General features: G+C 44.4%; 12 protein-coding genes. 6 read left to right on the forward strand and 6 right to left on the reverse strand.

Annotated features, from left to right (window positions below; genetic code table 11):
• Nucleotides 1-1020: flagellin (locus HW45_RS20010; protein WP_038229202.1), on the forward strand; the 1020-nt coding region annotated here is incomplete at its 5' end.
• Between the two features lie 123 nt (nt 1021-1143).
• On the opposite strand, the gene HW45_RS20015 is transcribed toward HW45_RS20010, so the two are convergent.
• Complete coding sequence (locus HW45_RS20015) at nt 1144-1662, reverse strand: regulatory protein ToxS (protein WP_038229203.1); 519 nt, start codon at nt 1660-1662, stop codon at nt 1144-1146.
• Between the two features lie 11 nt (nt 1663-1673).
• A complete protein-coding gene (locus HW45_RS20020) occupies nt 1674-2504 on the reverse strand; it encodes a winged helix-turn-helix domain-containing protein (RefSeq protein WP_038229205.1) in 831 nt (276 codons plus the stop codon).
• Nucleotides 2505-2765: 261 nt separating this feature from the next.
• On the opposite strand from HW45_RS20020, the gene htpG reads away from it, so the two are divergent.
• From htpG to hemH, 3 genes are all read left to right on the forward strand, one after another.
• Nucleotides 2766-4670: a molecular chaperone HtpG gene (gene htpG / locus HW45_RS20025; protein WP_038229206.1), complete on the forward strand. Its 1905-nt coding sequence runs from the start codon at nt 2766-2768 to the stop codon at nt 4668-4670.
• Nucleotides 4671-4989: 319 nt separating this feature from the next.
• Nucleotides 4990-5634, forward strand: a complete 645-nt coding sequence (gene adk / locus HW45_RS20030) for an adenylate kinase (protein ID WP_006071083.1) — start codon at nt 4990-4992, stop codon at nt 5632-5634.
• 118 nt (nt 5635-5752) lie between these two features.
• Nucleotides 5753-6712 carry a ferrochelatase gene (gene hemH, locus HW45_RS20035; RefSeq protein WP_038229207.1) on the forward strand — a complete coding sequence of 320 codons (960 nt, stop codon included), beginning with the start codon at nt 5753-5755 and terminating at the stop codon, nt 6710-6712.
• A 73-nt stretch (nt 6713-6785) separates the two neighbouring features.
• On the opposite strand, the gene HW45_RS20040 is transcribed toward hemH, so the two are convergent.
• Nucleotides 6786-8171, reverse strand: a complete 1386-nt coding sequence (locus HW45_RS20040) for a peptide MFS transporter (protein ID WP_038229208.1) — start codon at nt 8169-8171, stop codon at nt 6786-6788.
• Nucleotides 8172-8474: 303 nt separating this feature from the next.
• Between HW45_RS20040 and rfaH the strand changes: the two genes are divergently transcribed.
• A complete protein-coding gene (rfaH, locus tag HW45_RS20045; RefSeq protein ID WP_038229209.1) occupies nt 8475-8966 on the forward strand; it encodes a transcription/translation regulatory transformer protein RfaH in 492 nt (163 codons plus the stop codon).
• 56 nt (nt 8967-9022) lie between these two features.
• Here rfaH and dapD read toward each other — a convergent pair whose 3' ends face one another.
• The 3 genes from dapD to HW45_RS20060 all read right to left on the reverse strand — a co-directional run bounded on the left by dapD (nt 9023) and on the right by HW45_RS20060 (nt 11637).
• Nucleotides 9023-10054: a 2,3,4,5-tetrahydropyridine-2,6-dicarboxylate N-succinyltransferase gene (gene dapD / locus HW45_RS20050; protein ID WP_038229211.1), complete on the reverse strand. Its 1032-nt coding sequence runs from the start codon at nt 10052-10054 to the stop codon at nt 9023-9025.
• Nucleotides 10055-10320: 266 nt separating this feature from the next.
• Nucleotides 10321-10617: a YebG family protein gene (locus tag HW45_RS20055; RefSeq protein WP_006071091.1), complete on the reverse strand. Its 297-nt coding sequence runs from the start codon at nt 10615-10617 to the stop codon at nt 10321-10323.
• A 126-nt stretch (nt 10618-10743) separates the two neighbouring features.
• Nucleotides 10744-11637, reverse strand: coding sequence for a LysR family transcriptional regulator (locus HW45_RS20060; protein ID WP_038229212.1), 894 nt, complete (start codon nt 11635-11637; stop codon nt 10744-10746).
• Between the two features lie 97 nt (nt 11638-11734).
• Here HW45_RS20060 and HW45_RS20065 point away from each other — a divergent pair, with 97 nt between their 5' ends.
• Nucleotides 11735-12709, forward strand: coding sequence for a TDT family transporter (locus HW45_RS20065; RefSeq protein WP_038229216.1), 975 nt, complete (start codon nt 11735-11737; stop codon nt 12707-12709).
• The last annotated feature ends 47 nt before the right edge of the window (nt 12710-12756 follow it).

Consider the following 12756-nt stretch of genomic DNA (forward strand, 5'->3'; position numbering starts at 1 on the left):
GACGCAGCGGGTCTACAAATTTCGAACCGTTTGAACGTTCAAAGCCGTGGTCTTGATGTGGCAGTGCGCAACGCGAACGATGGTATCTCTATCGCTCAAACAGCTGAAGGCGCGATGAACGAGACAACGAACATCCTGCAACGTATGCGTGACCTATCACTGCAATCCGCAAACGGCTCAAACTCAAAAGCAGAGCGTGTGGCGATTCAAGAAGAAGTGACGGCGCTGAACAACGAACTAAACCGTATCGCTGAAACCACAGCATTTGGTGGTAACCGTCTACTGAACGGTACTTACGGTACTCAGTCATTCCAAATCGGTTCAAATAATGGTGAAGCGGTGATGCTAAGCCTGAAAGATATGCGCTCAGACAACAGCGGCATGGGTGGCTCGGTTTACCAAGCAGCAAACGCAAAAGATAAAGATTGGTCAGTGGCAGCAAGCTCAACACTGACAATCGACATGAACGACAGCGCGGGTAACGCGATGACAACGCTGACGATTAACGCGAAACAAGGCGACGACATTGAGCAGCTAGCGACGTACATCAATGGTCAAACTGACCTAGTACAAGCGTCTGTAGATGAAGATGGCGCTTTACAAGTATTCGCGAGCAACAATAAAGACATCGACAGCGCATCATTAAGCTTCGGTGGTACGCTAGCGGGCTCAGGTGAGCTAGACATGTCAGGTGCAGCGGCAGCAGCAACAGTTAACGATATTGATGTCACGTCAGTAGGTGGCGCTCAGGAGTCCGTTGCGATTCTGGACTCAGCGATGAAGTATGTGGATAGTCACCGTGCAGAGCTTGGTGCTTTCCAAAACCGCTTCAACCACGCTATCAACAACCTAGACAACATCAATGAGAATGTGAACGCGTCGAAGAGCCGTATCAAAGACACGGACTTTGCGAAAGAGACGACAGCGATGACGAAGAACCAAATTCTATCGCAAGCTTCAAGTTCGATTTTGGCACAAGCAAAGCAAGCGCCAAACGCAGCATTGAGCCTACTAGGCTAAGCGTCGTGTTGGGTGGCAAACAAAAAAACCAGAGCCTGGCTCTGGTTTTTTTATGGGCGTAAACTTTTTTGCTACAAAAAACAAAGGAGGCAATCGCCTCCTTTATAATATTTAACATCTAACTTAGTTAGAAAATAAGATGGATGAACCTTGGTTTAAACTGGTCAGCAATAATGTTTTTTCGTTAACAATATCAATACGGCGACTCTGCTGAGCTTCCATTTTTAGGAACTGCTTAATCATCGCAAGTTGCTCATGAGTAAACTCATCCGATTGTGCCGTCGCAGTGTCTTTGAACTCTCGAGGTGAAATCAGTAAGTAGTTGTCACTGATGGCCCAAGCGCCTTTCTCAGAAATCTTAATCAAGGTGTGTTTTTCTGGATCACTACCGTATAAGCGCATTGAAGATTCACGGATATATTCACCACCCGGCAAATACTTTACATTAGCCGACATTTCTAAACGGCTTAACGGTCCGATATCTGTATCCGGATAGTCACGAGCAGCAATGATACCCACCATGTTGGATTGCCATTCATTGGAGGTTAGAACTTGCTCGATTTTTAAATCACTTCCCCAGTAAAGCCAAGCACTTAGAGCAGTAGATAGCGCAAGTAAAATAGCAGCGTATTTCATTTTCATCAGGACACTCCTTACTTGCACACTTTGCTTAGGTCTGATTGCTCAGTAAAAATACGCATTGTGCTATTTTCACCAGAGAATTCGACGCTATGAATAAAGTTAAGGGCAATTTGATCACTCTGATCGCCTGTTACAATCACCTCTAGAGGCAGCATGTCGTCAGTATGTGTTTCAATATACTTAGCAACACATTGCTCAATCTTTGGTTGCCAGCTAGAGACATCAGGGTGGTTTTCAGGCGTCACAATCTTCACGCTTTCCACCATACCAAGCTCTTTAAAGCTAGACTGTGCTGGATTGGTTGCCATAAGTACAAGAATAGGTAGCAAAATTGCCACTACGACCATTGCCCAAACGGTTGGCGGCGTTTTCTCTTTTGGGGCCGGTGGGATGACTGGCTCTGAGTAAGGAGTCGCTGACGCAGCACTTGGCTCTTGCAGTTCTTTGGCAAGGTCAACAACAGGAGCTTCATTTATGGCTTCTGATGAAGCGACAGGTACAGAGCGCTCAACACTAGATATAAGTTGATAGCCACGTTTAGGCACCGTCTTAACAAATTGCGGTGATTTTGTTGGATCCTTCAGCATCTTACGAAGTGTAGAGATAGCTTGAGTCAAGCTTGAGTCATCGACTTCAAAACCTTGATCTCTCCAAACAAATTCATGAAGGTCGTTACGGGTCACGACTTCGTTCGGTCTTTCAGCGAGTAGAAGTAAAATGCGACTTTCATTACTACCAAGACGGACTACTTCATCGTTATTGGTTTGATCGACTAAAGAGTTGCTATTAGGGTCAAAAATGTACTTTTGACCGAGTATAAACTTAGTGCCTATGTTACTCATTGCATTCTTCTTTTTAGTGCCGCAACGCGACAGATACTGATATTTTGGCACTGAATAATTGCAGAGCCAATTATAGGATTTTAGGATTTTTTTATAGTCAGGAGCAGTAGGATAATAAAAACAAATCAAAAAAACAGCATTTTTATGTTTTTTGACCTTGAATTTACAATCTTCATCCTCATTTCTTTAGCAGATTAATCATAGCAATAGCGAGTTCCAGAAAATGTCGAAACTCGGTATTAAATGTGTAATGGAGATAGCATGAGCACCGCTGAAACTAACAATAAAGAAACCCGTGGCTTTCAGTCAGAGGTAAAACAACTTCTTCACTTAATGATTCACTCTCTGTATTCAAACAAAGAGATCTTTCTAAGAGAGTTAATCTCCAATGCGTCCGATGCGGCGGATAAGCTGCGCTTTCAGGCTTTATCTAACGCAGATTTATATCAAGGTGATGCGGACCTTGGTGTTAAGTTGTCGTTTGATGCAGACAGCAACACGTTAACCGTTTCTGATAATGGTATCGGTATGACGCGCGATGATGTGATCGAACACTTAGGCACCATTGCAAAATCAGGCACTAAAGAGTTCTTTGCTAAATTGTCAGATGAGCAAAGTAAAGACTCACAACTTATCGGTCAATTCGGTGTTGGTTTCTACTCAGCGTTTATCGTGGCAGACGCGGTGACCGTGCGCACACGCGCAGCGGATGCTGCAGCTGACCAAGCGGTGCAATGGCACTCTGCCGGTGAAGGCGACTACACCATCGAAGATATTACTAAAGAAACACGTGGTACGGATATCATTCTTCACATGCGTGAAGAAGGCAAAGAGTTCCTATCTGAATGGCGCCTTCGTGATGTGATCAGCAAATATTCAGACCACATCGGCATTCCAGTATCTATTTGGACGCTTGAGCGTGATGAAGAAGGTAAAGAGACAGAACAAGGTAAGTGGGAACAGATCAACAAAGCGCAAGCACTTTGGACTCGCAACAAATCTGATATTACCGATGAAGAGTATCAAGAGTTCTATAAGCATGTGTCTCATGACTTTGCTGACCCTCTGCTATGGAGTCACAACCGCGTAGAAGGTAAGAATGACTACACTAGCTTGTTGTACATTCCAGCTAAAGCGCCTTGGGATATGATGAATCGCGATCATAAGAGCGGACTTAAGCTGTATGTACAACGTGTATTTATTATGGATGACGCAGAACAGTTCATGCCTTCTTATTTGCGTTTTGTCCGTGGTCTAATTGATTCAAATGATCTACCACTCAACGTTTCACGTGAAATTCTTCAAGACAACAAAGTAACTCAGTCACTGCGTGGTGCATGTACCAAGCGTGTGCTAACTATGCTTGAACGCATGGCTAAGAATGATGAAGAGAAGTATCAATCGTTCTGGAAAGAGTTTGGCCTAGTGATGAAAGAAGGCCCAGCGGAAGACATGGCAAATAAGGAGAAGGTTGCTGGCCTGCTTCGTTTTGCGTCGACGGAGGTGGATTCTGCTGAGCAAACTGTGTCTCTTGCGTCTTATGTTGAGCGCATGAAAGAAGAACAAGACAAGATCTATTACCTAACTGCGGATAGTTACGCGGCGGCAAAAAACAGCCCACACTTGGAGCAATTCAAAGCGAAAGGCATTGAAGTTATTCTTATGTATGACCGCATTGACGAATGGCTGATGAACTACCTAACCGAGTTTGACGGTAAGCAGTTCCAGTCTATTACTAAGTCGGGTCTTGATTTAAGTAAGTTTGAAGACGAAGCGGAAAAAGAGAAGCAAAAAGAGACAGAGGAAGAGTTTAAGTCTGTGGTCGAGCGCACTCAAGCTTACCTAGGTGATCGCGTTAAGGAAGTTCGCACCACGTTCAAGCTTGCGACTACTCCAGCTGTTGTGGTTACCGATGACTTCGAAATGGGCACACAGATGGCGAAGTTGCTTGAAGCAGCTGGTCAGGAAGTTCCTGAAGTGAAGTACATCTTTGAAATTAACCCTGAGCATGAGCTGGTTAAGCGCATGGCAGACGAAGCGGATGAAGATGCGTTTGGTCGCTGGGTTGAAGTATTACTAGGGCAAGCAATGCTGGCTGAGCGTGGCTCTATGACAGATCCATCTCAATTCCTAGGTGCAGTGAATAAGCTTTTGTCTAAAGTCTAATAACCTTAGATTTATTTTGTGACTTAAAGCATAAAAATGAGCCCAATACTATTGGGCTCATTCATTTTAAAGTGTGGTTTAACACAGAGTTAGCGAACTTTAGATGCTTGTTGGCTATTCTTTAGTCGTATTTCGCGCCAAGCAAAAGATTTCTGTGTTAGAATGCGCCGCACGCATAAACATTCAGATCTTTGTTGAGCAATGTTTATACATTCAGAATTCATCTTTATACCGAAACTTATCGTAAAGCAGCCACTAAGGTGAAGCCTTTCGCTGTGAGCTTCGGTATAAAATCTTTTTAAGTATAAGAGGACAAATCATGCGCATCATTCTTTTAGGTGCTCCAGGTGCTGGTAAAGGCACACAAGCTCAATTCATCATGGAGAAGTACGGTATCCCTCAAATCTCTACTGGTGACATGCTACGTGCAGCAATCAAAGCAGGCACTGAGCTTGGTAAGAAAGCCAAAGCGGTTATCGATGCAGGTCAACTAGTATCAGACGATATCATTCTTGGTCTAATCAAAGAGCGTATTGCTCAAGACGACTGTGAAAAAGGTTTTTTACTAGATGGTTTCCCTCGCACTATCCCTCAAGCTGATGGCCTGAAAGAGATGGGTGTAGACGTAGACTACGTTATCGAGTTTGACGTTGCTGATGATGTGATTGTTGAGCGTATGGCGGGTCGTCGTGCTCACCTAGCATCTGGTCGTACATACCACGTTGTTTACAACCCACCTAAAGTGGAAGGTAAAGACGACGTAACAGGTGAAGACCTAGTAGTTCGTGATGACGACAAAGAAGAGACAGTACGTGCTCGTCTAGGCGTTTACCACGATCAAACTGCGCCGCTGATTGCTTACTACGGTAAAGAAGCTGAAGCGGGTAACACTAAGTACCTGAAATTTGACGGTACTAAGCAAGTTGCTGACGTAAGCGCAGATATCGAAAAAGCTCTGTCTTAATTCACAATTGTGAATCAAGTAAAAAAACGACCTTCTTAGGTCGTTTTTTTTGATCCATGGATGCTCAGCTAGAGTATATAATCCGTTTAGAAATCAAATAACAACTAAAAGGAAGTCTATGAGCGGTTCGCTAAAAACGGGAGTTTTGCTGGTTAATTTAGGTACGCCTGATGAACCTACAGCAAAAGGAGTGAAAGCGTTCTTACAAGAATTCTTGCATGATCACCGCGTTGTGGATATGAATCGTTGGCTTTGGTGCCCTATTTTGCACGGGGTCATCTTGCCTATTCGTTCTCCTAAGGTCGCTAAACTATATCAATCAGTATGGATGGAGCAGGGCTCTCCTCTAATGGTGTATTCCCGTCAACAAGCCGACAAACTGGCGCAAGCTCTAGATATGCCTGTTGAACTTGGCATGAGCTATGGCAATCCTTCGCTTAAAGATGGTCTCTCAAGACTACTAGATCAAGGGGTTGATAAGGTCGTGGTACTGCCACTTTATCCTCAGTACTCTGGGACGACGACTGCCGCTGCATTTGATGGTATCGCCAAAGCTTGTAAATCTATCTCGACGCTTCCGAGCATTTCATTGGTGCGCGACTATCATGACAACGCTGGATATATCAAAGCGCTAGCCAATTCGGTGCGAGCGCATTGGGAGCAGCACGGGCGCGCGGATTACTTGTTGTGCTCATATCATGGCATTCCAAAACGCTACGCTGATAACGGTGACGTCTATCCTCTGCATTGTGAAGCGACGACGAAGCTTCTGGGTGAAGAGTTAGGCCTAGATTCGTCGCAAATAGGAATGAGTTATCAGTCCATTTTTGGTCGTGAGGAATGGTTACAACCGTATACGGAACAGACGTTAAAGCAAATGCCAGATAAAGGCATTAAATCGCTTGATATTATCACACCGGCATTCTCGGTGGATTGTTTAGAAACACTGGAAGAAATCGCGGTGGAGGCGAAAGAAACCTTCATCGAAGCGGGTGGCGAAAGTTATCATTATATTAGCTGTCTTAACGATTCGCAGGAACACATCGACATGATGGTTGAATTGGTTCAGTCTGCTTAATGGCTTGTCTTAATTAAAAAAGGGTCAGACATTGAATGTCTGACCCTTTTTAGTTTTTAAGCTTATTGGTTTATTAAGCGAGTTGTGCTTGTTGCTCTTCTACTTCTTGAGCCTTGCTAATGCCGTTAGACTCGGCACCGTGCATCCATTTTACTAAGGTACTTGAGAATACGAGTAAAATAACACCACAAATGACGGCCGTTGCGGCAATGCCGCCAAAGATAGCCATTGCACCTAGTTCACCAACGTGTGAACCAATAAGGCCAGCCACATAGTTTGCAATCGCATTGAAACCGAACCATGCACCCATCATAAGTGATGCGAGGCGAAGCGGTGCTAATTTCGTTACAAGTGATAGGCCGATCGGAGATAGGCAAAGCTCACCTAGTGTGTGGAAGAAGAACGCACCCACTAACCAAAGCATAGAGGTTTTAACTGCAGTGTCGCCGCCTTGCTCCATCACCGCACCAACCATACAAAGGAAGCCAAGTGCTAGGAAGAATAGTGCTAGAGCAAATTTAACTGGAGAGTTAGGTTCACGCTTACCAAGTTTCACCCAAACTGCCGCTAAAACAGGAGCAAGAGTAATAATGAAGAACGGGTTTAGCGATTGGAACCAAGCTGCTGGTACTTCAAAGTCACCAATCATACGGTCTGTATATTGCTGCGTGTAGATGTTCATCAGGCCACCGGCTTGTTCAAAACCAGCCCAGAAAACGATAACAAATAGACCCATGATAAGGATAACTTTAAGGCGATCGATCTCTTCTTTAGTTAATGGCGCCTTTGTTTTTGAGTTGTTCAGTGCTTTTGCACGAGCAGCCGCAGGCACGTTACCGATTTCACCTAACCAAGATTTCGCCATAGTAAGCTGCATGATTAAGCTGAGCACCATACCGATACCAGCAACCACAAAACCTGCTGACCAACCGAATGAATCCGTTGCTGAGCCCACTATGATACCCGCTAGTAGTGCACCTAAGTTGATACCCATATAGAAGATAGTGAAGGCACCATCACGACGGTTGTCGCCTTCTTCGTAAAGGTCACCAACCATGGTTGAAATGTTTGGCTTAAACATACCGTTACCAGCGATAAGAAGTGCCAAACCGCCATAAAATAAGTGCGCATTAGGCTCGCCTGATGCCGCTGCAGCCAGAGTAAATTGACCTGCCGCCATCAATACACCACCAATGATGATAGATTTGCGTTGGCCAAGGAAGTTATCGGCAATGTAACCACCGATAAGTGGAGTGATGTAAACAAGTCCAGTATAGATACCATAGAGATCTAGAGCATCTTTAGTGGACCAGCCCATACCGCCATTCATAGTAGCATCAGTTAAGAACAGAACTAGGATGGCACGCATTGCGTAATAGGAAAAACGTTCCCATAGTTCGGTACCGAACAATAGAAACAGGCCTCGTGGGTGGCCTAGGATGTTGTGCTGTGCTGTCATAAGTTTTACTAATTTTAGTTATCAAAGAATATAATGTGCCAACTGGTATACATGACCAAATTAATAACTGCAATAGCATTAATTAATAGATATTGTGAATAAAATGTTTAACACGATGAAATGTAAGTAAATTTTTCAGGGATGGTACGAAAAAAATGTGCTGCAAACTAACATTTCATTTTTTGTTAACTCGCAATTATTAGGAATATTCCTCTTTACTATTCGATTCATTAATTGAACTTTAGAGAAAGACCGCAAATTTAGTGATACGATGTAGGTAATTAGAAACATTATGCAGTGAAAATGAAACGTTGGTATTTGCTTTATTGTAAGCGCGGAGAACAAGCTCGCGCAAAAATGCATCTCGAAAATCAAGGCTTAGAGTGCTACTACCCAGAGATATCGGTAGAAAAAATATTGCGTGGCAAACGACAGAATGTGAAAGAGCCGCTCTTTCCATCCTATGTATTCGTGAAGTTTGATTATGAGGTAGGGCCTTCTTTCACTACCGTTCGCTCGACACGAGGTGTGGTTGATTTCATTCGTTTTGGCGCTCATCCTAAAGAGATCAATGGTGATCTGATTTTTGAATTAAGATCTATTGTTCATTGCGATGAGCCAGATTGCGCTGACCTTCCTGACAAAGGGGAGTGCGTTAGAGTCATTGGTGGTCAGTTTGCTGGCATTGAAGCCATCTTCCAAGAGGCTGACGGTGAAGCGCGTTCTATTATGTTAGTCAATTTGATTAACAAACAAGTCCCAGTAAGTATCGACAATAAAGATTTGGATATATAAAAAGAGCCTCAGCACTATGCTGAGGCTCTTCTTTAACATCGGGCTATTACTACCGACTAGTTGTTGCTGTGTAGCTCGCTGTTTAGCTCAACCGCAGTCTTATTGGTTAGACATTCGATTTGACCAGTCACAGAGTTGCGACGGAATAGTAGGTCTGGCTTACCTGCAAGGTCACGTGCTTTGACGATTTCTACTTCTTGACCAGAAGCATCAAGCATACGTACTTTAGAACCCGCTGTAACATACAGACCAGACTCAACAGTACAGCGATCACCAAGCGGGAAACCTAGACCAGCATTCGCGCCCAGTAATGAGTTCTCACCGATAGATACCACAACCGTGCCGCCACCTGATAGTGTACCCATGATAGATGCACCACCACCAATATCAGAGCCGTTACCAACGACAACGCCAGCAGAAATTCGGCCTTCAACCATGCTAACGCCTGTCGTGCCTGCGTTAAAGTTGATGAAGCCTTCATGCATAACCGTTGTACCTTCACCAACATGTGCGCCAAGACGTACACGAGAAGTGTCGGCAATACGAACGCCAGTTGGAACCACATAGTCCACCATTTTCGGGAACTTATCGACGCAATCAACCGTTAGTGTTTCGCCCGCAAGGCGAGCCTCGATTTGGCGGTCAGCCAGCTCTGGAAGGTCGATAGCACCTTGGTTAGTCCAGGCGATGTTATGAAGCAGACCAAAGATGCCGTCTAACACAGTGCCGTGTGGTTGAACCAAGCGGTTAGAAATCAGTTGTAGCTTCAGGAAGCCTTCTGCAACAGATTGTGGCTTCTCGTCAGTGGCAAGAATAACGATAACTAATGGTTGAGAAGAGTTTGCTGCTTTTTCAGCGAAAGCTGCGTTTTGTGCATCGTCGTTTGATGCGAATGCTGTCGCTAATGCAGCGCTTTGCTCTGCAGTCACTTCAATCGCTTGGTTACCGTCTGTGTAACCTGCTACTTCAGCAATGGCTGAGACCAGTGCATCACTTGGATTTAGACGTGGATGTGGGAAAAACGCTTCGATGATTTTACCGTCGCGGTTTTTGGTTGCGCTGCCGAAAGCAATTGAAAATGCTGCCATGACTCTCGTTCTCCATGTATAGAATTGTCCAAAAGTCGCGCCAAACTGCAGCGACTTGGTGTAATTTGTTGGCAATCATCTTATAGAGTGACAGGATGTGATGAAAGGGCAAAAATGGCAAAAGTCTGTAAAACGATACCCTTTGTCTTTTTAGCGATAGTTTTGTCTAATAAGAAATAGTCGCTAGTAGAGACAAAAAAACCAGCAGGACCTGATTGGGTCGGTGCTGGTTTTTTGATGAGAAGGGAGAAATTAAGGTAAGCGAATTACGCTGCAGCCTCGCTATCGTCCTCTTCTACAGGCTCAACCACTTTTGGTTTCTTTGGTGTTGGCTTGCGCTTAGCACCCAGAGCATAAAGCACTTCTTCTTTGCGTTGAGCAAGGAAAAGGGACAACTCTTCCTGTTTTGCTTCATCTTCAATGAGCTCACTTTCGCCTAGCAGTGAGAATAACTCGTCTGCCATATCCAACATTTTGTCATAAGCGTCAGCTTCAGCTTTAGAGGTAAAAGTCATCTTTTCTTCTCCGTTGCGTTCCACCACGTACTTGACGATTACAGCCATGGTTAATCCTCTAATATGTTAATTTTGAAACGTGTAATACTGTCTGTTTATACAGATGCGAGATCCGCTTGTCCAGTCGGCGGGTCAAAAGTGAGAACTGATTGCCTATTTCCTATTCATGCAAGACTAGGCTTTATCCCACACCTGACAAAAATCGATAAAGTTCTTAAGCAGCGGGCTCTGATATTTCTCTTTATGAACTAATACCCAGAACCGTCGTTTCATATCTAGCGCAACAGGAAGTTGTTTGATACGACCGTCATTAATCGCGGTTTGTGCGGCAAGTTTAGATAAACACGCGAGACCTAATCCCGCCGATACGCAGTTAATGATCGCTTCTGTGGTATTCAGCTCGAATGCTTCGTGCCATACCTCTATTCTTGGTGCAACCGTTCTTAAGAAAAACTCTCTAGTGCCGGAGCCAGGTTCTCTCAATATCCAATCGCTGTTTTCAAGTAAGGTTAAATCATTCATGCCGCCGTTTGCTAGTGGGTGATTGACCGAAGATACGATACACATTTCGTCTTCACTAAACTGAGTGCTATTAAGTTCGGGATGCAGCGTTTTACCTTCAACCAAGCCGATATCCAACTCATAATCGATGAGCTTTTGGCAGATCAACGCGGTATTGGAGATAAACAACTGTTGCGCTTTATGCTGGTGCTGCTGGCGAAAATCACTCAATAAAAACGGCGCTAATTGATTACCAACGGTGTCACTAGCGCCAATGCGTAATTGCCCGCGATAGCTTTGCTCATCGCTAAATAGAGATTCTATGTCGCGACTTCGACTAAGCAGTTCATCGGCGAGAGGGAGTAATTTCTGACCCTCTTGATTGATCACCAAACGGTTATTTACCCGATCAAAAAGAGCATGGCCGATTTGCTTTTCTAGTTCACTTAACGACATACTCACCGCCGCTTTTGAGAGAAACAGTGTTTCCGACGCAGCAGTGAGCGTTTGATGCTGGGTGACGGCTACGAAGACTTTAAGTTGCTTAAGCGAGATATGTGGAGTCATGTTTAGTTAATCTGAACGTTGGTTGAATTTTAATGGATATACCTAAACATAAGACAGAGTTAGAATAAGCGCAACACATTAATTGAGGCAGCTAATAATGATTGCGACCGTGAAAAAAGCACACTACAGAGTTAAAGGCGCACCTACACCAATGGCAGGATTGGCTCTAGGTATCGCGAGTCTTGGCTGGTGCTGGGAAAATGCACTGGAACTGCATCATGGCGCACAGTGGATGGGCGCGGCCATCGCGAGTGTATTGCTTGTGATTTTGGCTTACAAATTTCTATTTCATAACCACCTATTAAGAGAAGACCTAGCACACCCTGTTGTGGGCAGTGTTGTTCCTACGTTTGCAATGGCCACTATGGTGGTTTCTCACTCAGTTGGTCAGTTTTTACCTAGACTTGGCGATGGTATCTGGCTAGTTGCTGTAGGCTTACATATCGTGTTCCTAGCAAGCTTTGTTTATCACCGCAGTCGTGATTTCGAATTACACCATATGGTACCAAGCTGGTTTGTACCACCTGTTGGTATTGTGGTTGCAGATGTGGCGTTCTCTGGTAATCCAAATCTGCAATGGGTAGCAAACGGTGCCTTGTACTTTGGCCTAGGTGTGTACGCAGTGATGCTTCCTACCATGATTTATCGTTTGATTTTCACTCATGAAATTCCAGACGCAGCTAAACCAACATTAGCAATTATGGCAGCGCCTGCGAGTCTCTCACTTGCTGGCTACCTAACTGTAGCAGCAGAGCCTTCACCAGTGATACTTGCACTACTGTTCGGTATCGCGGTACTGATGACGATGATTATCTACTTGGCGTTCATTAAATTGCTTCGCTTACCATTTAGCCCAGGCTATGCGGCGTTTACCTTTCCTATGGTTATTGGTGCTACAGCCTTGTACAAATTGGTGGCTTGGATGGGTGCTCACGGAATACCAGAGAGTGCGATTCAGCAAGTTCGAATGCTAGCCAATATTGAGTTAATTGTGGCAACGATTGTTGTGAGCTACGTAGCGGTCCGTTATCTAATGGCTTACCTACCTAAACCCTCACATCAAGCAGCGTAGAGTTCAAGTGAATATTAGAACTGAAGTTAATGTGTTAATCTTGAGTG

The sequence above is a fragment of the Vibrio sp. ER1A genome (assembly GCF_000733315.1).
GTDB lineage: Bacteria > Pseudomonadota > Gammaproteobacteria > Enterobacterales > Vibrionaceae > Vibrio > Vibrio mediterranei.

What these genes read in the sequence shown, in the direction of transcription:
- HW45_RS20015 (WP_038229203.1), bottom strand. Translation starts at nt 1,662, where the DNA reads ATGAAAATGAAATACGCTGCTATTTTACTTGCGCTATCTACTGCTCTA.
- HW45_RS20020 (WP_038229205.1), bottom strand. Translation starts at nt 2,504, where the DNA reads ATGAGTAACATAGGCACTAAGTTTATACTCGGTCAAAAGTACATTTTT.
- htpG (WP_038229206.1), top strand. Translation starts at nt 2,766, where the DNA reads ATGAGCACCGCTGAAACTAACAATAAAGAAACCCGTGGCTTTCAGTCA.
- adk (WP_006071083.1), top strand. Translation starts at nt 4,990, where the DNA reads ATGCGCATCATTCTTTTAGGTGCTCCAGGTGCTGGTAAAGGCACACAA.
- hemH (WP_038229207.1), top strand. Translation starts at nt 5,753, where the DNA reads ATGAGCGGTTCGCTAAAAACGGGAGTTTTGCTGGTTAATTTAGGTACG.
- HW45_RS20040 (WP_038229208.1), bottom strand. Translation starts at nt 8,171, where the DNA reads ATGACAGCACAGCACAACATCCTAGGCCACCCACGAGGCCTGTTTCTA.
- rfaH (WP_038229209.1), top strand. Translation starts at nt 8,475, where the DNA reads ATGAAACGTTGGTATTTGCTTTATTGTAAGCGCGGAGAACAAGCTCGC.
- dapD (WP_038229211.1), bottom strand. Translation starts at nt 10,054, where the DNA reads ATGGCAGCATTTTCAATTGCTTTCGGCAGCGCAACCAAAAACCGCGAC.
- HW45_RS20055 (WP_006071091.1), bottom strand. Translation starts at nt 10,617, where the DNA reads ATGGCTGTAATCGTCAAGTACGTGGTGGAACGCAACGGAGAAGAAAAG.
- HW45_RS20060 (WP_038229212.1), bottom strand. Translation starts at nt 11,637, where the DNA reads ATGACTCCACATATCTCGCTTAAGCAACTTAAAGTCTTCGTAGCCGTC.
- HW45_RS20065 (WP_038229216.1), top strand. Translation starts at nt 11,735, where the DNA reads ATGATTGCGACCGTGAAAAAAGCACACTACAGAGTTAAAGGCGCACCT.